Genomic DNA, 25755 nt, shown 5'->3' on the forward strand with positions numbered 1-25755 from the left:
CAACAACAGGAGGAACGCAGCGTGATCACCGCAACGGACCTGGAGGTCCGCGCCGGCGCGCGCACGCTGCTGTTGATCGAGGGGTCCGCGCTGCGGGTCCAGCCCGGCGACCGCATCGGTCTGGTCGGTCGCAACGGCGCGGGTAAGACCACCACGATGCGCATCCTGGCCGGCGAGGGCGAACCCTACGCGGGTTCGGTGACGCGTTCCGGCGACATCGGCTATCTGCCGCAGGACCCCAAAGAGGGCGACCTCGACGTGCTGGCCCGCGACCGCGTGCTCTCGGCGCGTGGTCTGGACACCTTGCTGGCCGATCTGGAGAAACAGCAGGCCCTGATGGCCGAGGTCGCCGACGACGCCGCCCGCGACAAGGCCGTGCGCCGCTATGGGCAGCTCGAGGAGCGTTTCTCGGCCCTCGGCGGATACGCGGCCGAGAGCGAAGCGGGCCGCATCTGCGCGAGCCTGGGCCTGCCCGAGCGGGTTCTCACCCAACCGCTGCACACGCTCTCAGGTGGTCAGCGGCGACGCGTGGAACTCGCGCGCATCCTGTTCGCGGCCTCGGAGACCGGTTCCGGTTCGGCCACCACGCTGTTGCTCGACGAGCCGACCAACCACCTCGACGCCGACTCGATCGGGTGGCTGCGCGACTTCCTCAAGAACCACACCGGCGGGCTCGTGATGATCAGCCACAACGTGGAACTGCTCGAAGAGGTGGTCAACCGCGTGTGGTTCCTCGACGCCGTGCGCGGCGAGGTCGATGTCTACAACATGGGCTGGCAGAAGTACCTCGACGCCCGTGCCACCGACGAGCAACGCCGGCGCCGCGAACGTGCCAATGCCGAGAAAAAGGCCGGCGCACTGCGCGCGCAGGCCGCCAAGATGGGTGCCAAGGCCACCAAAGCCGTTGCAGCACAGAACATGTTGCGTCGCGCCGAACGTATGATGGCGGCTCTGGACGAAGAGCGGGTGGCCGACAAGGTGGCCCGGATCAAGTTCCCCACGCCTGCGCCGTGCGGCAGGACCCCGCTGGTGGCCAAAGGCCTGACCAAGAACTACGGCTCGCTGGAGGTGTTCACCGGCGTCGACCTGGCGATCGACCGCGGTTCGCGCGTGGTGGTGCTCGGTCTCAACGGCGCGGGCAAGACCACGCTGCTCCGCCTGATCGCGGGCACCGAGAAACCCGATGCCGGCCATCTCGAACCCGGGCACGGGCTCAAGATCGGCTATTTCGCGCAGGAGCACGACACGCTCGACAACCAGGCCACGGTGTGGGAGAACATCCGCCATGCCGCGCCCGACACGGGTGAGCAGGATCTGCGTGGTCTGCTGGGTGCCTTCATGTTCACCGGTCCGCAGTTGGACCAGCCGGCGGGAACGCTCTCCGGTGGCGAGAAGACGCGGTTGGCGCTCGCCGGTCTGGTGGCGTCGACGGCGAATGTGCTTCTGCTCGACGAACCGACCAACAACCTCGATCCCGCGTCACGCGAACAGGTCCTGGACGCGTTGCGCAGCTATGAGGGTGCGGTGGTGCTCGTGACGCACGATCCGGGTGCGGCCGAGGCCCTCGATCCGCAGCGCGTGGTGTTGCTGCCCGACGGCACCGAGGATTTCTGGTCGGACGAGTACCGGGATCTCATCGAACTCGCCTGAACCGAAGTTGCTGACACCTCCGGATTTTCGGGCACGTAAATCCTAAGACGTTGAACAAATCACGCCGCGCGGGTGTGACTGGTTCTTACTCTGGGTATGCGTCGGGAGATCGAAATCGGGGAGGTGTCATGAAGGATTCGTCGTATTCGAATCGAGATGAGCTGCTGACCGAGCTGCGACGCGCTTATGAGGAGGGGGCGAGCATCCGTTCGCTCGTCGCCAGGACCGGCCGATCATATGGTTCGATTCACAGCCTGTTGCGTGAGTCGGGCACGACGATGCGCAGCCGGGGCGGCCCCAACCATCGGAGCAAGCAGCGGGCCTGAGCCAAATTAATTGGGGGGTGGACGAATTCGGTAGAAATCAGGATTCGTCGGAAAACGGGTGGTCAGTGCCGACCGCCGGGGCCGGTTTGGGTTGCTGGCGGACCGACGCCTCGACCAGGTCGAGAACGGCACTGAGGTTCTTGGAATCCTCGCCGGAGGCCAGGCGGGCCACCAGGCCGTCGAGCACGACGTCCAGATAGATGTGCAGCACCGCACTCGGCACGTCGTCGCGTAGCCGGCCGGCCTGCTTCTGGCGTCTCAGACGCTCGGTGGTGGCTGCGGTGAGCTCGGCCGAACGCTCGGCCCAGCCGCGGTGAAAGTCGGGATCGTTGCGGAGTTTTCGCGCGATCTCCAACCGTGTGGCCAGCCAGTCGTACTGTTCGGGTGCGGCGAGCAGGTCGCGCATCACCTGGATGAGGCCCTCGCGCGCGGCGACCTCGGCCATGCGCTCGGCGTCCTCGCGCGCCAGCTCGAAGAACAAGGTGTCCTTGTCCTTGAAGTGATGGAAGATCGCGCCGCGCGACAGCCCGATGGTCTCTTCGAGCCGCCGCACGGTCGCGCTCTCGTATCCGTACTTGGCGAAGCACCGGCGGGCGCCGTCAAGGATCTGACGGCGCCGCGCGGCCAGATGGTCGTCGGTCACCCGGGGCACGTGTTCACTCCTCGCAACCGACCTGTGTCACCGATCGTCTTACCGGTGCGCTACTTCGACGACTTCAGCATGTTCCGCAGCACGTACTGCAGGATGCCGCCGTTGCGGTAGTAGTCGGCCTCACCGGGGGTGTCGATGCGCACCACGGCGTCGAACTCGACCTTGGAGCCGTCCTCCTTGGTGGCCGTGACGTGCACGGTCTTCGGTGTCTTGCCGGAGTTCAGCTCCTCGATGCCCTCGATGTCGTAGGTCTCGGTGCCGTCGAGCTTGAGGCTCGCGGCCGACTCGCCCGCGGGGAACTGCAGCGGGATCACGCCCATGCCGATCAGGTTCGAACGGTGGATGCGCTCGAACGACTCGGTGATGACGGCCTTGACGCCCAGCAGCACCGTGCCCTTGGCGGCCCAGTCGCGCGACGACCCGGAGCCGTACTCCTTGCCGCCGAGCACGACGAGCGGGATGCCGGCCTTCTTGTAGTTCTCCGAGGCGTCGTAGATGAAGGCCTGCGGCCCGCCGGGCTGCGTGAAGTCGCGCGTGTAGCCACCCGAGACGTCGTCGAGTAGCTGGTTGCGCAGACGGATGTTCGCGAACGTGCCGCGGATCATCACCTCGTGGTTGCCGCGGCGCGAGCCCAGGGAGTTGTAGTCCTTGCGTTCGACGCCGTTGGCGTCGAGGTACTGCGCAGCCGGCGTACCGGGCTTGATCGCGCCGGCCGGGCTGATGTGGTCGGTGGTCACCGAATCACCCAGCAGCGCAAGGACCCTCGCACCCTTGATATCGGACACCGGCTCCGGCTCGGCGGGCATACCGTCGAAGTACGGCGCCTTGCGCACGTACGTCGAGGCGGGATCCCACTCGAACGTGTCGCCCTCGGGCGTCGGCAGCGAGCGCCACCGGTCGTCGCCCTTGAACACGTCGGCGTAGGAATCGGTGAACATCTCACGGTTGATCGACGACGCGATGGTCTCCTCGATCTCGGCGGCCGACGGCCAGATGTCGCGCAGGAAGACGTCGTTGCCCTCGCTGTCCTGGCCGAGCGGATCCGACTCGAAGTCGAAGTCCATGGTGCCTGCGATGCCGTAGGCGATCACCAGCGGCGGAGACGCCAGGTAGTTCATCTTCACGTCGGGGGAGATGCGGCCCTCGAAGTTGCGGTTGCCCGAGAGCACCGCGGTGACCGCGAGGTCGTTGTCGTTGATGGCCTTGCTGATCTCCTCCGGCAGCGGGCCGGTGTTGCCGATGCAGGTGGTGCACCCGTAGCCGCCGAGGTAGTAGCCCAGCTTCTCCAGGTAGGGCCACAGGCCGGCCTTGTTGTAGTAGTCGGTGACCACCTGCGAGCCGGGTGCCATGTTGGTCTTGACCCACGGCTTGGTGGTCAGGCCCTTCTCGACGGCCTTCTTGGCCAGCAGCGCCGCGCCGAGCATGACCGACGGGTTGGAGGTGTTGGTGCAGGACGTGATGCCCGCGACGACGACCGCGCCGTGGTCGAGCACGAAATCGCCGCGTTCCTCGGAGTGCACCAGCACCGGGTTGGTAGGCCGGCCCGTGGCGCCGTTGGCCGCCGACGGGCGCATATCGGGTGCACCGTCGTCGGCGAAGGACAGCGACACCGGGTCGCTGGCCGGGAAGGATTCCTCGACGGCCTCGTCGAGCTTGGTCTCGGGCGCCGGGTGGTTCTGCTCGACGTAGTTGTGGATGTCCTTGCGGAACGCGTTCTTGGCGTCGGTCAGCTCGATGCGGTCCTGCGGACGCTTCGGCCCGGAGATCGAGGGCACCACGGTCGACAGGTCGAGCTCGAGGTACTCGGAGAACACGGGCTCGCGCTCGGGATCGTGCCACATGCCCTGGGCCTTGGCGTACGCCTCGACCAGCGCGAGCTGCTCGTCGGTGCGGCCGGTGAGGCGCAGGTAGTTGATGGTCTCCTCGTCGATCGGGAAAATCGCCGCGGTGGAGCCGAATTCGGGGCTCATGTTGCCCAGGGTCGCGCGGTTGGCCAGCGGCACCTCGGCCACGCCCTTGCCGTAGAACTCGACGAACTTGCCGACCACGCCGTGCCTGCGCAGCATGTCGGTGACGGTCAGCACGACGTCGGTGGCGGTCACGCCCGGCTTGATCTCGCCGCTCAGCTTGAAGCCGACGACGCGGGGGATGAGCATCGAGACCGGCTGGCCCAGCATGGCGGCCTCGGCCTCGATACCGCCGACGCCCCAGCCCAGAACGCCGAGGCCGTTGACCATCGTGGTGTGGCTGTCGGTGCCCACGCAGGTGTCGGGGTAGGCCACGCCATCACGGACCATGACGGTGCGGGCCAGGTACTCGATGTTCACCTGGTGCACGATGCCGGTGCCCGGGGGCACGACCTTGAAGTCGTCGAATGCGCCCTGGCCCCAGCGCAGGAACTGGTACCGCTCGGCGTTGCGCTCGTACTCGAGTTCGACGTTGCGCTCGAAGGCGCTCGCGGTGCCGAACACGTCGAGGATCACGGAGTGGTCGATGACCAGCTCGGCCGGTGCGAGCGGGTTCACCTTGTTCGGGTCGCCGCCGAGCGCAGCGACGGCCTCACGCATGGTGGCCAGGTCGACGATGCAGGGGACGCCCGTGAAGTCCTGCATGATCACGCGCGCGGGCGTGAACTGGATCTCGATGCTGGGCTCGGCGTTGGGATCCCAGTTGGCGATGGCCTCGATGTGATCCTTGGTGATGTTCGCGCCGTCCTCGGTGCGCAGGAGGTTCTCCGCGAGCACCTTGAGGCTGTAGGGAAGCTTTTCGGTACCGGGCACCGCGTTCAGGCGATAGATCTCGTAGCTCTGGTCCCCGACTGTCAGTGTGTCGCGGGCACCAAACGAGTTAAGGGACGACTTTCCTGTGTTTTCGCTGCTCACATCAACTCCCGGCTCGATCTCGCCGCGACGGGCTGTGTCGGCGGCGACCTGATCCTAACAGTACGCTTGTCCTGCATAACGCCCAGGTCACGTCCAGTCTTCCCCTCTCGCACCCGCCCTGTCATCCCCGCGGGCCGTTCGCCGGAGATCGTCTGTCGGGCGTCGGTTTTCGGCCCGACCGGGTCCGGGGGCGTGGGCGCCGATACCGTTTCGATGCGGTGTCGGTTCCCGATGTCGCGCGATCACGGCGTACCGTGCCCGTGTGACCGGACCGCATGTGATCCCGTTCCTGCCGGCCTACATCCCGGTGGAGATCTGCGACATCGCCGGAATCGACCCGGCCGTCCCGGACGCGGTCGCCCAGTGCATGGCGGCCGTGCAGGCCGATGTGCGCGAGGACGGCGTGAGCGCGCCGCCCGAGGCCGTCGAGGGCCTGCGTCAGGTGGTCGCCGACGCGCGCGAGGCCGGTATCGACCTCAAGATCGTTGCGATCCCACGCAACCCCGTCATCGACACTCCGCTGCGCGACATCGCGACCGAGGTGGGGCAGGAGAACCCCGGGGCAACCGTGCTCGCGGTTAGCCCGTCATTCGCGGGCACGTACAGCACGTCTTTCGACCGGGTCACTCTGGAGGCCGGACAGGACGTCGCCAAGACCGGTGATCCCGTGCTGTCGGCGAACAATTTCCTCGCCGAGATACAGAAGCCCGATTTCCCCTGGATGACGCTCACGATCGTGCTCGTTCTCGGCGTCGCGGCAGCGGCCGCGCTCACGCGCGTATTACAGGTTCGCAGCAAAGCTTTGGCCTCTTCGGGTGAGCGTGACGGCCAATCTGTAGGCGACGCAACGTCAATCGAACATTAGTTCGGAATAACTCCGAATATCACCAATTGGTCACGATATTCTCAATTACAATTTTGTAATTTGTGACTAAAGTTTCTTTAGCGTCAGTTGTGACGTACGGTTCATTCGGTGCCAATTGTTGTAGATGAGCTTCGTGTGACTTCTGCGCAAGGTGCCTGGCAAATCTGCCGGTAGGCCGAGGCTGAGCCATAGGAGACCTGTCGAATGAGACGTACCGTCCGCGCTCTGGCGACCCGTGTGCACGGTCGCGTGTGCGCCGTCCCACTCGTCGTCGGGATGCTTCTGGCAACGGCGCTGTACGGCGGGGGCCCCGCCGCCGCCGATCCGGCCGCTCCCGACAACCTCGCCACGCTCGTCGCGAAGGTCGCCTCTGCCGATCAGAAGCTGCAGGAACTCGGTGCGGCGATCCAGACACAGCAGGAGACGGTCAACAAGGCGATCGTCGACGTCCAGGCCGCGCGTGACGCCGCGGCCGCGGCGCAGCGCGAACTTGAGGCCGGCCAACGCGGTGTCGCCGACGCCAACGCGGCCATCGAGGCCGCGCAGAAGCGCTTCGACTCGTTCGCGGCCGCGACCTACATGAACGGGCCGTCGCGGTCCTATCTCACGGCGACCGATCCCGCCGACATCGTCAACACGACCGCCACCGGTCAGGCGCTCATCGCGAGCTCACAGCAGGTCATGGCCAAGCTGCAACGCGCGCGCACCGAACAGGTGAACCGGGAATCCGCGGCGCGCCTGGCCAAGGAGAAGGCCGATCAGGCCGCACGCGACGCCGAGAGCAGCCAGGACAACGCCGTCGCCGCGCTCAAGCAGGCCCAGCAGACGTTCAACGCCCAGCAAGGTGAGCTGGAACGCCTGGCCGCCGAGCGGGCGGCCGCACAGGCCGAACTCGACTCGGTCCGCAAGGTCAGTGCGACCGGCAACGCGGCTCCCGCAGCGGCACCGGCGGCCGCACCCGCGCCGGCGGCCGCACCCGCGCCGGTGCCCAATTCGGCGCCCGCGCCGGTGCCTGGTGCACAGCCGAATCCCCAAGCCGCCGCCGGAAATTGGGACCGGGCCCCGTCCGGGCCGGCGCCGTCCGGGCAGAACTGGGCCGTGTGGGACCCGACCCTGCCTGCGATCCCGAGCGCGTTCGTCAGCGGTGACCCCATCGCGATCATCAACGCCGTGCTCGGCATCGCGTCGACCTCGGCGCAGGTGACCGCGGACATGGGCCGTTCGTTCCTGCAGAAGCTCGGAATCCTGCCCACGCCCACCGGTTTCACCAACGGCGCCATTCCGCGGGTCTACGGCCGCGAGGCCGTCGAGTACGTGATCCGGCGCGGCATGTCGCAGATCGGTGTGCCCTACTCGTGGGGCGGCGGCAACGCGGCCGGCCCGAGCCGCGGCATCGACTCGGGTGCGGGCACCGTCGGCTTCGACTGCTCGGGTCTGATGCTCTACATGTTCGCCGGCGTCGGCATCAAGCTCGACCACTACTCGGGCTCCCAGTACAACGCGGGCCGCAAGATCCCGTCGTCGCAGATGCGCCGCGGCGACATGATCTTCTACGGCCCGAACGCAAGCCAGCACGTCGCGATGTATCTGGGCAACGGGCAGATGCTCGAGGCCCCTTACACCGGCTCGCACGTGAAAGTCTCGCCGGTGCGTACCAGCGGTATGACCCCGTACGTCACCCGGCTCATCGAATACTGATGGGATTACTTTGCGCTCCTTGGTCTTACGCGCCCTGATCGCTGTCGTCGCGGTCGCCTTCGCCGCGGTCGGTCTCGTGGCACCCGCCGGTGCCGCGCCCGAGGACGGACAGTGGGATCCGACGCTGCCCAAGCTGATCAGCGCGGGAGCGCCCGGTGACCCGCTGGCGATCGCCAACGCGTCGCTGGAGGCCACCGCGCAGGCCACCCAGGTCACGATGGGCCTCGGTCGCAAGTTCCTCGCGAGTCTCGGTCTGGTCGAGGACACCCCGGCCGCGGCGGGCGTGGCACCGGGGCGCGTGCGGGGTCCGCAGGCCATCGAATACGTGATCCGTCGCGGCGGCACGCAGATGGGCGTGCCCTATTCATGGGGCGGCGGCAAGCCGAACGGCCCGAGTCGCGGTATCGACTCCGGCGCGAACACCGTGGGCTTCGACTGCTCGGGTTTCACGCAGTTCTCGTTCGCCGGGGTCGGCGTGCTGATCCCCAAGTACTCGGGGGACCAGTACAACACCGGCCGGAAGGTGCCGGTCAACCAGGCCAAGCGTGGCGACCTGCTGTTCTGGGGGCCCGGCGGCAGTCAGCACGTGGCCCTGTATCTGGGCGGCGGAAAGATGCTCGAGGCGTCCGGTAGCGCGGGCAAGGTGACCGTGAGCCCGGTGCGGATGTCGGGTCTGCAGCCGTACGCCGCCCGCATCATCGAATCCTGAGGGGAAGCTGAGCAGTTATGGCCAGCGTCGACGGATCTCGAGGTGCCTGGAATAGTTGACGTCGGGCAGGTGAGTGCCCGGTTACGACCAGCTGTTCGCCGAAGCCGGTTGCGGAGCGCCTTGGTGGCTGTGACGCACGTGCGACGGCGGCAGCGGACGTAGACAACGCAGACGACACTGTGGAGGAAGTTGATGACGTCACCGAGTGGACCGCCGCAGGGCGCCGGAGGCTACCCCGGTTCGACCCCCGCGTCGGGCTTTCCGCCCGGGCCGACCGGCGCTCACGCCGCGCAGGCTACGCCGCAGCCCGTGAACAACGGCGGTCTGCAGGCCGAGGTGCACACCCTGGAGCGCGCGATCTTCGAGGTCAAGCGCATCATCGTGGGTCAGGACCAACTCGTCGAGCGCATGCTCGTCGGCCTGCTGGCCAAGGGCCACGTCCTGCTCGAAGGTGTGCCTGGCGTCGCGAAGACGCTCGCGGTCGAGACGTTCGCGAAGGTCGTCGGCGGCACGTTCGCACGCATCCAGTTCACGCCCGACCTGGTGCCCACCGACATCGTCGGCACACGCATCTACCGGCAGGGCAAGGAGGAGTTCGAGATCGAACTCGGCCCGGCCGTGGTCAACTTCCTGCTCGCCGACGAGATCAACCGCGCGCCGGCCAAGGTGCAGTCCGCGCTGTTGGAGATCATGGCCGAGCGCAAGATCTCGATCGGCGGCCAGACGTTCCCGCTGCCCAGCCCGTTCCTGGTGATGGCGACCCAGAACCCCATCGAGCAGGAGGGCGTGTACCAGCTGCCCGAGGCCCAGCGTGACCGCTTCCTGTTCAAGCTCAACGTCGACTACCCGTCGCCCGAGGAAGAGCGCGAGATCATCTACCGGATGGGCGTCAAGCCGCCGGAGCCCAAGCAGATCCTCACCACGGGCGATCTGCTGCGCCTGCAGGACGTCGCGGCCAACACCTTCGTGCACCACGCGCTGGTGGACTACGTGGTGCGCATCGTGACGGCCACGCGTGAGCCCGAGAAGTTCGGCATGCCCGACGCCAAGGCGTGGATCGCCTACGGCGCGTCCCCGCGTGCCTCGCTCGGCATCATCTCCGCGGCGCGCGCGCTCGCACTGGTGCGCGGCCGCGACTACGTCATCCCGCAGGATGTCGTCGAGGTCATCCCGGACGTGCTGCGTCACCGCCTCGTGCTCACCTACGACGCGCTCGCCGACGAGATCTCCTCGGAGACCGTGGTCAACCGCATCCTGCAGACGGTCGCGCTGCCGCAAGTGAATGCGCTTCCGCAGCAAGGCCATTCGGTTCCGCCCGCCGTTCCCGCCGCAGCTGCCGCGGCCAGCGGTCGGTGAGGCCGACAGCAGGCCGCACGGTCGACCTGCCATCGCTGCAACGCGGCGAGATCCGCGACCCCGCGCTCTCGGCCGCGCTGCGCAAGCTCGAGCTGACCGTCCGGCGCAAGCTCGACGGCGTGCTGCACGGCGACCACCTGGGTCTGCTGCCCGGCCCGGGTTCCGAACCGGGCGAGTCGCGGATGTACGAACCGGGCGACGATGTGCGCCGCATGGACTGGTCGGTGACGGCGCGCACGACGACGCCGCACGTGCGGCAGATGATCGCCGACCGCGAGCTGGAGACCTGGCTGGTGGTCGACATGTCGGCGAGCCTCGACTTCGGCACCGCGGGCTGTGAGAAGCGCGACCTCGCCGTGGCGGCCGCCGCGGCCATCGCGTTCCTCAACAGCGGCGGAGGCAACCGGCTGGGTGCGGTGATCGCCAACGGCGACACCATGCGCCGGGTGCCCGCGCTGAGCGGCCGCATGCACGAACGTGAGCTGCTGCGGGCCATCGCGACCACCCCGAAGGCGCCGACCGGTGTGCGCGGCGATCTGGCCGCCGCGATCGACGCGCTGCGGCGCCCCGAACGGCGCCGCGGCATGGCCGTGATCATCAGCGACTTCCTCGGGCCCATCAACTGGATGCGCCCGCTGCGTGCCATCGCGGGCCGCCACGAGGTGCTCGGCATCGAGATCCTCGATCCGCGCGACGTCGAACTGCCCCCGGTGGGTGACGTGATCCTGCAGGACACCGAGACCGGTGTCACGCGCGAGTTCACCGTCGACGAGCAGTTGCGCCACGACTTCGAGCAGGCCGCGGCCGCGCACCGCGAGGAGGTGGCGCGCACGCTGCGTCGCTGTGGGGCACCGCTGCTGAGCCTGCGCACCGACCGTGACTGGATCGCCGACGTGATGCGGTTCGTGGCGAACCGCCGACGTGGGGCCCTCGCGGGCCGGTGAGCTGACACGCCCGCGCGAACATGACATACGCAACCGAAATGACAAGTAGGACATGACTTTACCGTTACTCGGCCCGATGAGCCTTTCGGGCTTCGCGCATGCCTGGTGGTTCTTGTTCCTGGTCGTGGTGGCGGGCCTGGTTGCGCTCTACATCGTCGTGCAGCGCGCGCGGCAGCAGCGGATCCTGCGCTTTGCCAACATGGAGCTGCTGGAGAGCGTCGCGCCCAAGCAGCCGACCCGGTGGCGGCATCTGCCCGCGATCCTGATGGTGTGCTCGCTGGTGCTGTTCACCATCGCGATGGCGGGCCCGACGCACGACGTCCGCATCCCGCGCAACCGCGCGGTGGTGATGCTCGTCATCGACGTGTCGCAGTCGATGCGCGCCACCGACGTCGCGCCCAGCCGCCTCGTTGCCGCGCAGGAGGCCGCCAAGCAGTTCGCCGACCAGCTGACCCCCGGCATCAACCTGGGCCTGATCGCGTATGCGGGCACCGCGACCGTGCTGGTGCAGCCGACGACCAACCGCGAGGCCACCAAGAACGGCCTGGACAAGCTGCAGCTGGCCGACCGCACCGCGACCGGCGAGGGCATCTTCACGGCGCTGCAGGCCATCGCGACCGTCGGCGCCGTGATCGGCGGCGGGGACGAGCCGCCGCCCGCGCGCATCGTGCTGATGTCCGACGGCAAGGAGACCGTGCCGTCGAACCCCGACAACCCCAAGGGTGCCTTCACCGCGGCGCGTACCGCCAAGGACCAGGGCGTGCCGATCTCGACGGTGTCGTTCGGCACGCCGTACGGCTACGTCGAGATCAACGATCAGCGCCAGCCGGTGCCGGTCGACGACGAGATGCTCGAGAAGATCGCCCAGCTCTCCGGTGGCGACGCGTTCACGGCGTCGAGCCTCGAGCAGCTCAAGGCGGTGTTCACGTCGCTGCAGCAGCAGATCGGGTACGAGACCATCAAGGGCGACGCGAGCGTCGGCTGGCTGCGTCTCGGTGCGCTGATCCTGGCGCTGGCCGGTGTGGCCGCGCTTCTGATCAACCGCCGCCTGCCCGGCTGACCGGACCGAAAGGGCCGATTTCCGGCCGGATCCGCCGCACGGGGAGCCCCGAGGCGATTTCTGGCTGGACCGGCCAACACGTTAAGTTGACGGGCGAAGACGCAGGACGCGAGGAACAGAGGATGACTGTGACTGACAATCCGGCCGACACCGCGGGCGAGGCCACTGCAGGCCGCCCGGCGTTCGTCTCCCGTTCGGTGCTGGTGACCGGTGGTAACCGCGGCATCGGCCTGGCGATCGCGCGACGGCTGGCCGCCGACGGGCACAAGGTGGCCGTCACCCACCGCGGTTCCGGTGCACCCGACGACCTGTTCGGTGTTCAATGTGACGTCACCGACAGCGCTGCTGTCGACCGCGCCTTCAAAGAGGTCGAGGAGCACCAGGGCCCGGTCGAGGTGCTGGTGGCCAACGCAGGCATCTCCAAGGACGCATTCCTCATGCGCATGACCGAGGAGCGGTTCGAAGAGGTCATCAACACCAACCTCACGGGCGCGTTCCGGTGCGCCCAGCGGGCGTCGCGCACCATGCAGCGCAAGCGGTTCGGGCGCATCATCTTCATCGGGTCGGTCTCGGGCATGTGGGGGATCGGCAATCAGGCCAACTACGCGGCCGCCAAGGCGGGCCTGATCGGCATGGCCCGCTCGATCTCCCGTGAGCTGGCCAAGGCGGGCGTCACCGCGAACGTGGTGGCCCCCGGTTACATCGACACCGAGATGACCCGGGCGCTCGACGAGCGCATCCAGGCGGGCGCGCTCGACTTCATCCCGGCCAAGCGGGTCGGCACGGCCGAGGAGGTCGCGGGCGCGGTCAGCTTCCTGGCCTCGGAGGACGCCTCCTACATCGCGGGCGCGGTCATCCCCGTCGACGGCGGCATGGGCATGGGCCACTAGTCAAAAGCCCGGACACACAAGATTTCTCGCTCACAAGGAGTCACCAAATGACAGGCCTACTCGAAGGCAAGCGCATCCTCGTCACGGGGATCATCACCGATTCGTCGATCGCGTTCCACATCGCCAAGGTCGCCCAGGAGGCTGGCGCCGAACTGGTGCTGACCGGTTTCGACCGCCTGAAGTTGGTCAAGCGCATCGCCGACCGCCTGCCCAAGCCGGCCCCGCTGCTGGAACTCGACGTGCAGAACGAGGAGCACCTGTCGACTCTGGCCGACCGGATCACCGCCGAGATCGGTGAGGGCAACAAGATCGACGGTGTGGTGCACTCGATCGGGTTCATGCCGCAGAGCGGTATGGGCATCAACCCGTTCTTCGACGCGCCGTACGAGGATGTGTCCAAGGGCATCCACATCTCGGCGTACTCGTACGCCTCGCTCGCCAAAGCCGTTCTGCCGATCATGAATCCGGGCGGCGGCATCGTCGGCATGGACTTCGACCCCACGCGCGCGATGCCGGCCTACAACTGGATGACCGTCGCCAAGAGCGCGCTCGAATCGGTCAACCGGTTCGTCGCGCGTGAGGCGGGCAAGGTGGGCGTGCGCTCGAATCTCGTTGCGGCAGGACCGATCCGCACGCTGGCGATGAGCGCAATCGTGGGCGGTGCGCTGGGCGACGAGGCCGGCCAGCAGATGCAGCTGCTCGAAGAGGGCTGGGATCAGCGCGCGCCGCTGGGCTGGAACATGAAGGATCCGACGCCCGTCGCCAAGACCGTGTGCGCACTGCTGTCGGACTGGCTGCCGGCCACCACCGGCACCGTGATCTACGCCGACGGCGGCGCCAGCACGCAGCTGTTGTGATACGCCGTGTCGTTTGACGCCTTGCTGCTGCTGTCGTTCGGCGGGCCGGAAGCTCCCGAGCAGGTGATGCCGTTCTTGGAGAACGTCACCAGGGGCCGCGGAATCCCCAGGGAGCGGCTGGAATCGGTGGCCGAGCACTATCTGCACTTCGGCGGGGTGTCACCGATCAACGGCATCAACCGGGACCTGATCGTCGCGATCGAGGCCGAACTCGCCCGACGCGGCCGCAACCTTCCGGTCTACTTCGGCAACCGCAACTGGGAGCCGTACGTCGAAGACACTGTCAAGGCGATGTCCGACAACGGAATCCGTCGTGCGGCGGTGTTCGCGACCTCGGCGTGGGGTGGGTACTCGGGATGCGCCCAGTACCAGGAGGACATCGCGCGTGGCCGGGCCGCCGCCGGGCCCGAGGCGCCGGAGCTGGTAAAGCTGCGCCAGTATTTCGACCACCCGCTGTTCGTCGAGATGTTCGCCGACGCCGTCGCCGACGCCGCGGCCACCCTGCCCGAGGAACTGCGGGACGAAGCGCGGCTGGTGTTCACCGCCCACTCCATCCCGCTGCGTGCCGCGTCGCGTTGCGGTGCAGATCTCTACGAGCGGCAGGTGGGTTACGCCGCGCGGCTGGTCGCGGCCGCAGCCGGGTACCGCGAATACGACCAGGTATGGCAGTCCCGGTCCGGCCCGCCGCAGGTGCCGTGGCTCGAACCCGACGTCGGCGATCACCTTGAGGCGTTGGCGCGCAACGGCACCAGGGCGGTCATCGTGTGTCCCCTCGGCTTCGTCGCCGACCACATCGAGGTGGTGTGGGATCTGGACAACGAACTGGCCGAGCAGGCCGCCGAGGCAGGCATCGCGTTCGCGCGTGCCGCCACGCCCAACTCCCAGCCACGTTTTGCCCAACTTGTCGTCGACCTGATCGACGAAATGCTGCACGGACTTCCGCCACGCCGGGTCGAGGGGCCCGATCCGGTGCCCGCCTACGGCAGCAGTGTCAACGGCGCACCGTGCACGCCGGCCTGCTCGGCGTGACCCGCCCCGGGCGCAGCGAGTCGGGCCGGGCGATCAAGAACGCCAGGCGGAATGCAGGATCGCCTCGAGTGCGGCCATACGCGCCGAGCGCACCACCCGCGTGAGGGGGCGCAGCGCCGAGTCGGCGATCTGAACCTCCGACGAACTCTGCAGACCGCTCGGGATCAGACCCGCACTCACCGCGATGATGGCGTCGACATGGGCGGCGTTCTCCAGCACCCGCACAGCCCGGGTCGGCGCGTGGTCGGGGACGCGGTGCGCGCGCCCGGCGGCGAGGATCTGCTCGACCATCCCGCGCGGATCCTCGACATCGAACCCCGCGCCTGCCCGCAGCGTGACCAGCGCATCGGCGGCCGAGCGGACCGCGTCGCGCAGTTCGTATTCGGCCTCGCCGAGTTCGATGTACGCCCCAGGCGGGATCCGCGGCACCGAGTAGACGGTCCAGGACAGCGCACGCGGTTCCGGTTCGAACCGCGACTCGGGCTCGAACACCGAATCCAGATCGGTGTCGCCGAATTCGTCGTAGGTGAACTCCGGGACGAGTCCGACACCGTCGAGATCGTCGTGGGTGACCACCACGGCCTCGCCGACCGCGAGCGCGTCGCGCTGGAACTGTGTGCCCGCGGGAAGACCCCGCACGTCACCGGGAACGGGCTGCGCGATGGTGATCGCGGGCATCGACGAGGTGCGCCCGACGGCGGTGCGCAGGGTCTGCAGCAGTGACATCGAGCCGGAATCCTCCAGCTCAGGCCAGGGGAGTCCGGTGCGGTCGGCCGCGGCCGAGTCGTAGGCCGTCACTGAATGCGTTGGTGCCCACAGCGATAGCGCGTCGAGGACATCGTCAGGGGCGGCGACGCCGGCCAGCCAGGCATTGGCCCACATCGACAACGTTGCACTTGGACACCACATGATGGAAGGCAGTGTAGTTGTCACACCTGCAAGGGGACGTATTCGCTAGGGTGGGCGCATGCCCTACTGGCTGATCTGGCTCATTCTGGCGTTGGGTCTTGCCGGGGCGGAGGCGCTGACCGGGGACCTGTTCCTGCTGATGCTGGCCGGTGGTGCGCTCGCGGCGACCGGATCCAGCGCGTTGTTCGACTGGCCGATCTGGGCCGACGGTCTGGTGTTCCTCGTCGTGTCCGTACTGTTGCTGGTGGGCGTGAGGCCCGCGTTGCGGAAGCGTTTCGACGGCGGAAAAGGTCTGCCCGAGCCCGTGAAGGCGCTCGAGGGCAGGCCCGCGCTGGTTCTCGACCGCGTCGCGAGCCACGAAGGGCAGGTCAAGCTCGACGGCGAAGTCTGGACGGCCCGGCCGTTGAACGACGACGATGTGTACGAACCCGGCGAACACGTCACGGTGGTCCGGATCGACGGTGCGACCGCGGTGGTGTTCAAGACGGTGTGATCGAGACGCTCTGATGCAGAGCTGACCACAGGAGGGGTTACCGATGGAAGGTGCTGTGGCGGGCTTGGTCCTGCTGGTTGTGCTCGTGGTGTTCGCGATCATCGTCGTGGCGAAATCGGTCGCGCTGATCCCGCAGGCCGAGGCCGCGGTGATCGAACGGCTCGGGCGGTACAGCAAGACCGTGTCGGGTCAGCTGACGCTTCTGGTGCCGTTCATCGACAGGATCCGTGCGCGGGTCGACCTGCGTGAGCGCGTGGTGTCGTTCCCGCCGCAACCCGTGATCACCGAGGACAACCTGACCGTGCAGATCGACACGGTGGTCTACTTCCAGGTCACCAATCCGCAGGCCGCGGTGTACCAGATCAGCAACTACATCGTCGGCGTCGAACAATTGGCGACCACGACGCTGCGCAACCTCGTCGGTGGCATGACGCTGGAGCAGACCCTGACCTCGCGCGACCAGATCAACACGGCCCTGCGCGGCGTGCTCGACGAGGCGACCGGCCGGTGGGGCCTGCGGGTGGCGCGCGTGGAACTGCGCAGCATCGACCCGCCTCCCAGCATCCAGGATTCGATGGAGAAGCAGATGCGCGCCGACCGCGAGAAGCGCGCGATGATCCTGACCGCAGAGGGTTCCCGCGAGGCCGCGATCAAGCAGGCCGAAGGTCAGAAGCAGGCGCAGATCCTTGCCGCCGAGGGCGCCAAGCAGGCCGCCATCCTGACCGCAGAGGCCGACCGCCAGTCGCGCATGCTGCGGGCACAAGGTGAGCGCGCCGCGGCGTACCTGCAGGCGCAGGGCCAGGCCAAGGCAATCGAGAAGACGTTCGCCGCGATCAAGGCCGGACGGCCCACCCCGGAGCTGCTGGCCTACCAGTACCTGCAGACCCTGCCGCAGATGGCCAAGGGCGAGGCCAACAAGGTGTGGCTCGTGCCGTCCGACTTCGGTACGGCGTTGCAGGGATTCACCAAGATGCTCGGTGCGCCGGGCGAGGACGGGGTGTTCCGCTACACGCCGTCTCCGGTCGACGACACGCCGCCGAAGACCGACGACGACGAAGAGGTCGCCGACTGGTTCAACACCGAGACCGATCCCGCCATCGCCGAGGCGGTGGCAAAGGCCGAGGCCGAGGCCCGCACCAGCACGCCGACGCTCGGTTCGTCGCCTGCGACACCACCCCTCGGCGGCACCACCCCGAACCCGTCGATCAATGTGCCGCAGACGCAGGAGTGGCCCGGCGGCGGCGCGCACCACGCGCAGCCGGAGCAGTAAGACACCGGCCGTCCGGCGATCGGATCGAGCGATATGGCCATTCGGAAGATCCACGGCGTGCTCGCGGCCATCCAGGTGGCCGACGCCGCCGCGTGCGCCCTCAAGGCTCCGCCGGTGGTGAAGGCGTTCGACGATCTCGGTGTGCCGCACCGCATCCGGTGGATCTTCCCGCCGATCAAGGCCGCGTCGGCCGTCGGCCTGATCGCGGCGGGGCGGTACCCGGCGCTGGGACGGCTCACCACCGCGATGCTCGCGCTCTATTTCCTGCTTGCCGTCGGCGCGCACGTCCGCGCGCACGACAAGCCGGTCAACGCAATTCCCGCGGCGGGGTTTCTCGCGACGTACCTGGCGCTGACCCTCAGGCATCCGCAGGGGCGGTAGCCGGCCGGTGACCGTCAGAGATTGGAGGCCGCGGTGTCGGCGGCGCCCGCCGCGGCGCGCTGTTCGCGGCGGTGACTGCGGATCTCGAACACCAGACCCGCGAGGCCGAGCGCCGCGGTACACGCCGACACCACGAACAGCAGCGGGCTCACATTTCCGGTGAGCGCGTCGCCAAGGATCACCACGGCCGCGGTGCCGGGTAGCAGACCGACGAGCGTCGCAAGCGCATACGGCACGAGCCGCACCGCCGAAGCGCCCGCCGCGTAGTTGAGCACCGAGAACGGCACGGCCGGGATCAGCCGCGTCGACAGGATCACCGGCCAGCCCCGCTGACGCAGCCGCGCGTCGAGCTTGTCGATGCGCGGATGTGACACCAGCCGGCTGAGCTGCCAACCCGCCGCGCGGATCAACAGCAGCGCCAGTACCGCGCTGATGGCGCTCGCACTCACGGCGATCGCGATGCCGAGGGCGGGACCGAACAACAAACCGGCGGCGAGGGTGAATGCCGTGCGTGGAAACGGGAACACCGTCACCAGGATGTGCGCGCCGAGGAAGGCCAGCGGGAACCAGGGGCCCACCGACGTCGCCCAGTCACGCAGTTGCATCGCCGTCGGAAGGGGAACCAGCAACGCCACTGCGACGAGAATCACAATCCCGGCGAGGATCGCCACGATGCGTCGCGTCGAGAGGGTCGCGGCCGTCGTCAGTACCGCGGCACGGATGCTGCGAAGTGTGCTGACTACGGCTTTCACAGTTGTCCAGACTACGGGGCGAAGGCGACAACATCGCTTCGGCGAGGCATCTGGCCGCCCAGAACTCGGCTGCCCCGGCGGTCGGGGGCGTGAGGGCGATCATTTAGCCTGATCTGCAAGCGGGTAGGTCACACGCTGCGACAACAGGAGATGCGGGTGTCTTTACAGGGGTCCAGTGCGATCGAAGAGGATCGCAACAAGTGGCGAACAGCGGTTGCCGGTGTGCTGGCGAAGAGCAGTCGGCGCGATCCGGCCGAACTCGGACCCGAGCCCGAACGCCACCTGGATTCGCAGACCTACGAAGGTTTTGCCGTCCGCCCCCTGTACACGGCGCTCGATGCACTCGACGAGCCCGCCCTCCCCGGGCAGTGGCCGTTCATCCGCGGCGGCGACGCACTGCGCGACGTCAAGTCGGGCTGGAAGGTCGTCGAGAGCTTTCCGGCCCTCGGCGCCGACGGTGGTGCCGACGGTGATGTGAAGTTCGACAACGGTGCGGTGCTGCTGGCGCTCACCGAGGGCGCCAGCGCGCTGTCGGTCACGATCGGTGAGGGCGGTGTGGCCCCCGCCGACCTGAGCCAGCTGTTCGAAGGTGTCTTCCTCGATCTGGTGCCGGTGATCTTCGAGAACACCGGCAACGATCTGGACGCCACGGCCGATGCGGTGCTCGCGCTGGTGGCCGGTTTCGACGCCGAGCAGCGCTCGCGTCTGTCGATCGACTTCGGAGCCGATCCGCTGACGGCGCCGCTGTCGGGTCGCGCCGCGGGCACGGACGCCGACCTGGCGGCTGTGGCGAAGAAGGTCGGCGAGCACACCGGTCACGTCCGGACCATCACGGTGGACGGCCCGGCCTTCCACAACAAGGGTGCCAGCGCCTCGTGGGAGCTCGCGGCGACGGTCGCCGCGGCTGTCGAGTACCTGCGCATCCTCGTCGACGGCGGGCTCTCGGTGCCGGATGCGTTGCGGCAGATCAGTTTCCGGTATGCCGCCGACGACGATCAGTTCAACACCATCGCCAAGCTGCGCGCGGCGCGGCAGTTGTGGGCCCGTGTCGCCGAGGTCGTGGGTGACGCCGACGCCGGTGCCGCGACCATCCATGCCGTGACCTCGCTGCCGATGATGACGCAGCGCGACCCGTGGGTGAACATGCTGCGCACGACGCTGGCGGCGTTCTCGGCAGGTGTCGGTGGCGCCGACACCGTCCAGGTGCTGCCGTTCGATGTGGCGATCCCCAACGGGTTCCCGGGGACTTCGGCCACCTTCTCGCGCCGCATCGCGCGCAACACGCAACTGCTCCTGCTGGAGGAATCGCATATCGGGCAGGTGCTCGACCCGGCGGGCGGCTCGTGGTTCGTCGAGGATCTCACCGCGCAGCTCGCGAAGCAGGCCTGGACGCACTTCCAGGACATCGAGGCGCGTGGCGGTTTCGTCGCGGCCCGCGATCATGTCGCCGAGCGGATCGCCGAGGTGGCCGCGCGCCGCGCCGACGACATCGCGCACCGGCGGACGGCGATCACGGGCGTCAACGAGTTCCCGAATCTCTCCGAGCCCCCTCTGCCGCAAGGGGATTCGGCTCTGACCTCGATCGAACGGTACGCGGCGGGCTTCGAGGCGCTGCGTGACCGCTCCGACGCGTTCCTGGCGAAGACCGGTGCGCGCCCGCGCGTGCTGCTGCTACCGCTCGGGCCCTTGGCCGAGCACAACATCCGTGCCACCTTCGCGTCGAACCTGCTGGCTTCCGGCGGTATCGAGGCGATCAACCCGGGCACCGTCGACGCGTCGGGCATCGCCGCCGCGGTCACCGAGGCCGGATCTCCTGCCGTCGCGGTGCTGTGCGGCACCGATGCGCGATACGGCACCGAGGCGTCGGCCGCCGTCGCCGCCGCACGTGCGGCAGGTGTCCAGAACGTGCTGCTGGCCGGGCCGGAAAAGGCGGTGGCGGAGGCCGATTCGAAACCCGACGGATATCTCACAGCGAAGATCAACGCCGTGGAAGTCCTGTCGAACCTGCTCACCGGACTGGGGGCCTGACATGACCGCAACAACCGGATCAGAAATCCGCAGCTTCGCCGACGTACCCCTGGAGGGCGAGACGCCCGCAGCGGCGGCCACACCCGAGGCCCGCGACGCGCAGGTGAGCGCGGCGGCGTCGGCGCACGGCTACGCGCCCGATCAGCTGACCTGGACCACGCCCGAGGGCATCGACGTCAAACCGGTCTACATCGCCGCCGACCGCGACGAGGCCGTCGAGGCCGGCTACCCGCTGGACAGCTTCCCGGGTGCGCCCCCCTTCATCCGAGGGCCGTACCCGACGATGTACGTCAACCAGCCATGGACCATCCGCCAGTACGCGGGTTTCTCCACGGCCGCCGAATCCAACGCGTTCTACCGGCGCAACCTGGCCGCGGGCCAGAAGGGGCTGTCGGTCGCCTTCGACCTGGCCACCCACCGCGGCTACGACTCGGATCATCCGCGCGTTCAGGGTGACGTCGGAATGGCCGGCGTGGCAATCGATTCCATCCTCGACATGCGTCAGCTGTTCGACGGCATCGACCTGTCCACCGTGTCGGTGTCGATGACGATGAACGGCGCGGTGCTGCCGATCCTGGCGCTCTACGTCGTCGCGGCCGAGGAGCAGGGTGTGCCGCCGGAGAAGCTGGCCGGGACCATCCAGAACGACATCCTCAAAGAGTTCATGGTCCGCAACACCTACATCTATCCGCCCAAGGAGTCGATGCGGATCATCTCCGACATCTTCGCCTACACCAGCGCGAAGATGCCGAAGTTCAACTCGATCTCGATCTCGGGCTACCACATCCAGGAGGCCGGGGCGACAGCCGATCTCGAGCTCGCCTACACGCTCGCCGACGGTGTCGAGTACATCAAGGCCGGCCTCGACGCGGGCCTCGACATCGACAAGTTCGCGCCGCGTCTGTCGTTCTTCTGGGGCATCGGCATGAACTTCTTCATGGAGGTCGCCAAGCTGCGGGCGGGCCGCCTGCTGTGGAGCGAGCTGGTGTCCGAGTTCGAGCCGAAGAGCGAGAAGTCCTTGTCGCTGCGGACGCACTCGCAGACCTCGGGCTGGTCGCTGACCGCGCAGGACGTCTTCAACAACGTCGCCCGCACCTGCATCGAGGCGATGGCCGCAACCCAGGGGCACACCCAGTCGCTGCACACCAACGCCCTCGACGAGGCGCTGGCGCTGCCCACCGACTTCTCGGCACGCATCGCGCGCAACACGCAGCTTCTGCTGCAGCAGGAGTCGGGCACGACCCGCCCCATCGACCCGTGGGGTGGTTCGTACTACGTCGAGTGGCTCACCCACCAGCTCGCCGAGCGCGCCCGCGCCCACATCAAGGAGGTCGCCGAGCACGGCGGCATGGCACAGGCCATCAGCGAGGGCATCCCGAAGTTGCGCATCGAGGAGGCCGCCGCACGCACGCAGGCGCGCATCGACTCCGGTGCGCAGCCGGTGATCGGCGTCAACAAGTACCAGGTCGACGAGGACACCGAGATCGAGGTCCTCAAGGTCGAGAACAGCCGCGTGCGCGCCGAGCAGATCGCCAAACTGCAGCAGCTGCGCGCCGAACGGGACGAGGCCGCCACGCAGGCCGCGCTCGACGAACTGACCCGCGCCGCAGCGGCATCCGGCCCGGCCGGCGAGGACGGGCTGGGCAACAACCTGCTGGCGCTGGCGATCGACGCCGCCCGCGCCAAGGCCACAGTCGGTGAGATCTCCGACGCCCTGGAGAAGGTTTACGGCCGCCATCAGGCGGAGATCCGTACGATTTCCGGGGTCTACCGCGACGAGGTCGGAAAGGGCAGCAACATCGCAAGCGCGACGGAGCTGGTGAACAAGTTCGCCGAGGCCGATGGTCGTCGGCCCCGCATCCTGGTGGCCAAGATGGGCCAGGACGGGCACGACCGTGGGCAGAAGGTCATCGCGACCGCGTTCGCCGACATCGGCTTCGACGTCGACGTGGGCTCGCTGTTCTCCACGCCGGAGGAGGTGGCCCGCCAGGCCGCCGACAACGACGTGCACGTGGTCGGTGTGTCGTCGCTGGCCGCGGGACACCTGACGCTGGTGCCTGCCCTGCGCGACGCGCTGGCCGAGGTGGGACGGCCCGACATCATGATCGTTGTGGGCGGCGTGATCCCGCCGGGCGACTTCGATGAGCTGTACGCCGCGGGCGCTACGGCGATCTTCCCGCCCGGCACCGTGATCGCCGACGCCGCGATCGGGCTGTTGCACAAGCTCGCGGAGCGCCTCGGCTACGAGCTGAGCTAGGCCCCGGGTGAAGGCCGTCAACGTCCACGAGCTCGCACAGTCCATCCGCGACGGCGACCGCTCCGCCCTGGCGCGTGCCATCACGCTGGTCGAGTCCACCCGCGCCGACCATCGGGAGCAGGCCCAGCAGCTGCTGCTGGATCTGATGCCCGAGGCCGGCTCGGCCATGCACGTCGGGATCACGGGCGTACCCGGCGTCGGCAAATCCACCACGATCGAGGCGCTCGGCATGCACCTCATCGAGGCCGGGCACCGCGTCGCGGTGCTCGCCGTGGATCCGTCGTCGACGCGCACCGGTGGCTCGATCCTCGGCGACAAGACCCGGATGGCGCGGCTCGCGGTGCATCCCGACGCGTATATCCGGCCGTCGCCGACGTCGGGCACGCTGGGCGGTGTGGCCAAGGCGACGCGCGAGACCATCGTGCTGCTCGAAGCGGCCGGTTACGACGTCATCCTGGTCGAGACGGTCGGAGTGGGGCAGTCCGAGGTGACGGTCGCGGGCATGGTCGACACGTTCGTGTTCCTGACACTGGCCCGCACGGGCGACCAGTTGCAGGGCATCAAGAAGGGTGTCCTCGAACTCGCCGACGTCATCGTGGTCAACAAGGCCGACGGTGAGCACGCGGTGGAGGCCAAGGCCGCCGCGCGTGAGCTCTCCGGCGCGATCAGGCTGATCTATCCTCGTGAAAGTCTCTGGCGCCCACCCGTTCTCACGATGAGCGCGGTCGAGGGCACGGGTCTGCCGGAGCTGTGGGAGACCGTGCTGCGGCACCGAGAGGTGCTCGAGGAGGCCGGCGAGTTCGAGGCCAGGCGCCGGACGCAGCAGGTCGAGTGGACGTGGTCGATGGTGCGCGACGCTGTGCTCGACCGCGTCATGAACCATCCCGAGGTCCGCCGGATCCGCGACGACGTCGAACAACGCGTGCGCCTCGGGGAACTCACGCCGGCGCTGGCGGCCCAGGAGATCCTCGACGCCGCGCAGTGACTCAACCTGATCACGCCCCTCAACAAATCGGCACCAGAAAGTGAGCTCTCCCGATGGATGTCAGGTCCCGTGTAGGTCTGGTCGTTGCCGGGACAGTTGCCACGCTACTGCTCGGGGCATGCGGTGGCGAGGCGGCGGGTGGTAGCCAGCCGACGGTTGCCAAGGCCAAGCTGCAGACCCTTGCGAAGGAAAAACTCGAAGCCGCCGCGAAGCGGAAAGCCAAGTCTGTGATTTGCGAGGACGGCATCGTCGGGGAAGTCGGTGCTACACAACGGTGTGTGCTGACAGCCAAGGACGGTACGAGGATCGGGGTCACGGCAAGGGTGGACGGAATCGAGGGGCGCGGCGCGGATGCCCGGGTCAGCATCGATTTCAAGGTCGATGACAAGCCCATCGAATGACATTACTGGCCGCGCCTTGGTTAACAGATAGGTAACACATCGAACATTTGCCAGCGCGGTTGGTAAGTTTGATGTGTGTCCGGTCACAACCGGGAGCGCGACGCGGCACTCCCACACGGCGTACAAGGCGCGGCGGATCCGAACTTCGCCTGCACGGCCCGCGCTTTCTCGCGGCTCTTCCCGGGCCGCCGGTTCGGCGGGGGAGCGCTCGCGGTCTATCAGGACGGGCAGCCACTCGTCGACGTCTGGACGGGATACTCCGACCGGGCCGGCACCGAGTACTGGACCGCTGACACCGGGGCGATGGTCTTCTCGGCGACCAAGGGTCTGGCCTCGACCGTCATCCACCGCCTGGCCGACCGCGGCCTGATCGACTACGACACCCCGGTGAGTGCCTACTGGCCGGAGTTCGCGGCCAACGGCAAGGCCCACATCACGGTCCGCGAGGTCATGCAGCATCGCGCCGGGCTGAGCCAGCTCAACGGGGTCAGCAAGGCCGACATGCTCGACCACCGTGTTATGGAGGCCCGCATCGCCGAGGCCTCGGTGAACCGCCACCTCTACGGGAAGTCGGCGTATCACGCGCTGACCTACGGCTGGTTGATGTCCGGCCTGGTGCGTGCGGTCACCGGGCAGGGCATGCGGGAGCTGTTCCGGACCGAACTGGCCGAGCCGCTGAACACCGACGGCATCCATCTCGGCAGGCCTCCGGTTGGGGCGCCGACGCGGGCCGCCCAGATCCTGGGGCCGCAGCGCACCTGGCCCAACCACGTCTTCGACTTCCTGGCGCCCAGGTTCGCGGCCCTGGAGTTCTCCGGGTTCTTCGGCTCCACGTACTGCCCCGGCGTGATGTCGCTCGTGCAGGGCGATACGCCGTTCCTCGACGCCGAGATCCCCGCCGCCAACGGCGTCGCGACCGCGCGCGGGCTGGCCAAGGTGTATGGGGCCATCGCCAACGGCGGCCGGTTCGCGGGCGAGGAGTTCCTGTCCGCGGCCACCGTCGCCGGCCTGAGTGGTCGCCGCAGCCTGAGCCCCGACCGCAACATCGGTGTGCCGCTGGCCTTCCACCTCGGATACCACTCGGTGCCGTTCGGGGTCATGGCGGGCTTCGGGCACGTCGGGCTCGGCGGTTCGGTCGGCTGGGCCGACCCGGCCAGCGGCCTCGCGGTGGGTTTCGTGCACAACCGGTTGCTGACGCCCATGGTGTTCGACATGGGCGCCTTCGTCGGCCTGCACGCCGTGATCCGCAACGACCTGGCCCGCGCACGCAGGCGGGGCTTCGAGCCGGTGCCCGACCTGGGGGCCGCGCCGTACGAGTTGTCCAAGCCGGTCGCGGGATAGCCGACCGACCGCGAGTCGGC

The 25755-nt window shown here is 68.2% G+C and carries 23 protein-coding genes; 19 read left to right on the top strand and 4 right to left on the bottom strand.

Annotated elements, in window-relative coordinates:
* The first annotated feature begins 21 nt into the window (after positions 1-21).
* Together AT701_RS15745 and AT701_RS15750 are read left to right on the top strand one after the other, a co-directional pair.
* On the top strand, positions 22-1650 hold the full coding sequence (locus AT701_RS15745) for an ABC-F family ATP-binding cassette domain-containing protein (RefSeq protein ID WP_003894527.1): 1629 nt from the start codon (positions 22-24) through the stop codon (positions 1648-1650).
* Positions 1651-1778: 128 nt separating this feature from the next.
* Entirely contained in the window at positions 1779-1976 is a 198-nt protein-coding gene (locus AT701_RS15750; protein WP_003894528.1) for a helix-turn-helix domain-containing protein, read from the top strand.
* A gap of 37 nt (positions 1977-2013) precedes the next feature.
* Here the strand turns inward: AT701_RS15750 and AT701_RS15755 are convergent, their stop codons facing one another.
* Entirely contained in the window at positions 2014-2628 is a 615-nt protein-coding gene (locus tag AT701_RS15755; RefSeq protein ID WP_058126171.1) for a TetR/AcrR family transcriptional regulator, read from the bottom strand.
* Between the two features lie 50 nt (positions 2629-2678).
* Positions 2679-5510 carry an aconitate hydratase gene (locus tag AT701_RS15760; RefSeq protein WP_058126172.1) on the bottom strand — a complete coding sequence of 944 codons (2832 nt, stop codon included), beginning with the start codon at positions 5508-5510 and terminating at the stop codon, positions 2679-2681.
* Positions 5511-5772: 262 nt separating this feature from the next.
* Here AT701_RS15760 and AT701_RS15765 point away from each other — a divergent pair, with 262 nt between their 5' ends.
* From AT701_RS15765 to AT701_RS15805, 9 genes are all read left to right on the top strand, one after another.
* Complete coding sequence (locus tag AT701_RS15765) at positions 5773-6375, top strand: Rv1476 family membrane protein (RefSeq protein WP_058126173.1); 603 nt, start codon at positions 5773-5775, stop codon at positions 6373-6375.
* A 204-nt stretch (positions 6376-6579) separates the two neighbouring features.
* Positions 6580-8073, top strand: coding sequence for an NlpC/P60 family peptidoglycan endopeptidase RipA (gene ripA / locus AT701_RS15770; protein WP_058126174.1), 1494 nt, complete (start codon positions 6580-6582; stop codon positions 8071-8073).
* A 19-nt stretch (positions 8074-8092) separates the two neighbouring features.
* Positions 8093-8782 carry an NlpC/P60 family peptidoglycan endopeptidase RipB gene (gene ripB, locus AT701_RS15775; protein WP_011728846.1) on the top strand — a complete coding sequence of 230 codons (690 nt, stop codon included), beginning with the start codon at positions 8093-8095 and terminating at the stop codon, positions 8780-8782.
* Between the two features lie 192 nt (positions 8783-8974).
* Positions 8975-10138, top strand: coding sequence for a chaperone MoxR1 (gene moxR1 / locus AT701_RS15780; protein WP_014877592.1), 1164 nt, complete (start codon positions 8975-8977; stop codon positions 10136-10138).
* Complete coding sequence (locus AT701_RS15785; protein WP_003894537.1) at positions 10135-11082, top strand: DUF58 domain-containing protein; 948 nt, start codon at positions 10135-10137, stop codon at positions 11080-11082. Before moxR1 ends, AT701_RS15785 begins: the two co-directional genes overlap by 4 nt.
* Positions 11083-11134: 52 nt before the next feature.
* The gene (locus tag AT701_RS15790; RefSeq protein WP_014877593.1) at positions 11135-12142 is read left to right on the top strand and encodes a VWA domain-containing protein; all 1008 of its coding nucleotides are present in this window, start codon (positions 11135-11137) and stop codon (positions 12140-12142) included.
* Between the two features lie 122 nt (positions 12143-12264).
* Entirely contained in the window at positions 12265-13032 is a 768-nt protein-coding gene (fabG1, locus tag AT701_RS15795) for a 3-oxoacyl-ACP reductase FabG1 (RefSeq protein ID WP_011728850.1), read from the top strand.
* Between the two features lie 47 nt (positions 13033-13079).
* Positions 13080-13889, top strand: a complete 810-nt coding sequence (gene inhA, locus AT701_RS15800) for an NADH-dependent enoyl-ACP reductase InhA (RefSeq protein ID WP_003894540.1) — start codon at positions 13080-13082, stop codon at positions 13887-13889.
* 6 nt (positions 13890-13895) lie between these two features.
* Positions 13896-14918 (top strand): ferrochelatase, encoded by a 1023-nt coding sequence (locus tag AT701_RS15805; protein ID WP_011728851.1) that lies wholly within the window; start codon positions 13896-13898, stop codon positions 14916-14918.
* A 33-nt stretch (positions 14919-14951) separates the two neighbouring features.
* Here the strand turns inward: AT701_RS15805 and AT701_RS15810 are convergent, their stop codons facing one another.
* The gene (locus AT701_RS15810) at positions 14952-15827 is read right to left on the bottom strand and encodes an Rv1486c family protein (protein ID WP_011728852.1); all 876 of its coding nucleotides are present in this window, start codon (positions 15825-15827) and stop codon (positions 14952-14954) included.
* 58 nt (positions 15828-15885) lie between these two features.
* Here AT701_RS15810 and AT701_RS15815 point away from each other — a divergent pair, with 58 nt between their 5' ends.
* From AT701_RS15815 to AT701_RS15825, 3 genes are read left to right on the top strand one after another with little or no spacing between them, the layout of a single operon-like run.
* Positions 15886-16320 (top strand): NfeD family protein, encoded by a 435-nt coding sequence (locus tag AT701_RS15815; RefSeq protein WP_011728853.1) that lies wholly within the window; start codon positions 15886-15888, stop codon positions 16318-16320.
* Between the two features lie 43 nt (positions 16321-16363).
* Positions 16364-17590 carry an SPFH domain-containing protein gene (locus AT701_RS15820; RefSeq protein ID WP_011728854.1) on the top strand — a complete coding sequence of 409 codons (1227 nt, stop codon included), beginning with the start codon at positions 16364-16366 and terminating at the stop codon, positions 17588-17590.
* Between the two features lie 33 nt (positions 17591-17623).
* Complete coding sequence (locus tag AT701_RS15825) at positions 17624-17971, top strand: DoxX family protein (protein WP_014877595.1); 348 nt, start codon at positions 17624-17626, stop codon at positions 17969-17971.
* Between the two features lie 14 nt (positions 17972-17985).
* Here the strand turns inward: AT701_RS15825 and AT701_RS15830 are convergent, their stop codons facing one another.
* A complete protein-coding gene (locus tag AT701_RS15830) occupies positions 17986-18723 on the bottom strand; it encodes a TVP38/TMEM64 family protein (protein ID WP_011728856.1) in 738 nt (245 codons plus the stop codon).
* Between the two features lie 150 nt (positions 18724-18873).
* On the opposite strand from AT701_RS15830, the gene mutA reads away from it, so the two are divergent.
* The 5 genes from mutA (at position 18874) to lipL (ending at position 25735) form a co-directional block, all read left to right on the top strand.
* On the top strand, positions 18874-20751 hold the full coding sequence (gene mutA / locus AT701_RS15835; protein ID WP_174519593.1) for a methylmalonyl-CoA mutase small subunit: 1878 nt from the start codon (positions 18874-18876) through the stop codon (positions 20749-20751).
* 1 nt (position 20752) lies between these two features.
* The gene (gene scpA, locus AT701_RS15840; protein WP_011728858.1) at positions 20753-23008 is read left to right on the top strand and encodes a methylmalonyl-CoA mutase; all 2256 of its coding nucleotides are present in this window, start codon (positions 20753-20755) and stop codon (positions 23006-23008) included.
* A gap of 7 nt (positions 23009-23015) precedes the next feature.
* Positions 23016-23993 (top strand): methylmalonyl Co-A mutase-associated GTPase MeaB, encoded by a 978-nt coding sequence (gene meaB, locus AT701_RS15845; RefSeq protein ID WP_011728859.1) that lies wholly within the window; start codon positions 23016-23018, stop codon positions 23991-23993.
* A gap of 53 nt (positions 23994-24046) precedes the next feature.
* Positions 24047-24394 carry a DUF4333 domain-containing protein gene (locus tag AT701_RS15850; RefSeq protein WP_058126175.1) on the top strand — a complete coding sequence of 116 codons (348 nt, stop codon included), beginning with the start codon at positions 24047-24049 and terminating at the stop codon, positions 24392-24394.
* Positions 24395-24469: 75 nt separating this feature from the next.
* Complete coding sequence (gene lipL / locus AT701_RS15855) at positions 24470-25735, top strand: esterase/beta-lactamase LipL (RefSeq protein WP_058126176.1); 1266 nt, start codon at positions 24470-24472, stop codon at positions 25733-25735.
* The last annotated feature ends 20 nt before the right edge of the window (positions 25736-25755 follow it).

Source organism: Mycolicibacterium smegmatis (assembly GCF_001457595.1).
GTDB classification, from domain to species: Bacteria; Actinomycetota; Actinomycetes; order Mycobacteriales; family Mycobacteriaceae; genus Mycobacterium; species Mycobacterium smegmatis.

Coding starts and splice junctions, on each gene's coding strand:
- AT701_RS15810 (WP_011728852.1), bottom strand. CDS start 15,827: ATGTGGTGTCCAAGTGCAACGTTGTCGATGTGGGCCAATGCCTGGCTG.
- AT701_RS15790 (WP_014877593.1), top strand. CDS start 11,135: ATGACTTTACCGTTACTCGGCCCGATGAGCCTTTCGGGCTTCGCGCAT.
- AT701_RS15825 (WP_014877595.1), top strand. CDS start 17,624: ATGGCCATTCGGAAGATCCACGGCGTGCTCGCGGCCATCCAGGTGGCC.
- inhA (WP_003894540.1), top strand. CDS start 13,080: ATGACAGGCCTACTCGAAGGCAAGCGCATCCTCGTCACGGGGATCATC.
- moxR1 (WP_014877592.1), top strand. CDS start 8,975: ATGACGTCACCGAGTGGACCGCCGCAGGGCGCCGGAGGCTACCCCGGT.
- scpA (WP_011728858.1), top strand. CDS start 20,753: ATGACCGCAACAACCGGATCAGAAATCCGCAGCTTCGCCGACGTACCC.
- AT701_RS15850 (WP_058126175.1), top strand. CDS start 24,047: ATGGATGTCAGGTCCCGTGTAGGTCTGGTCGTTGCCGGGACAGTTGCC.
- AT701_RS15750 (WP_003894528.1), top strand. CDS start 1,779: ATGAAGGATTCGTCGTATTCGAATCGAGATGAGCTGCTGACCGAGCTG.
- AT701_RS15815 (WP_011728853.1), top strand. CDS start 15,886: ATGCCCTACTGGCTGATCTGGCTCATTCTGGCGTTGGGTCTTGCCGGG.
- AT701_RS15820 (WP_011728854.1), top strand. CDS start 16,364: ATGGAAGGTGCTGTGGCGGGCTTGGTCCTGCTGGTTGTGCTCGTGGTG.
- mutA (WP_174519593.1), top strand. CDS start 18,874: ATGCGGGTGTCTTTACAGGGGTCCAGTGCGATCGAAGAGGATCGCAAC.
- fabG1 (WP_011728850.1), top strand. CDS start 12,265: ATGACTGTGACTGACAATCCGGCCGACACCGCGGGCGAGGCCACTGCA.
- ripA (WP_058126174.1), top strand. CDS start 6,580: ATGAGACGTACCGTCCGCGCTCTGGCGACCCGTGTGCACGGTCGCGTG.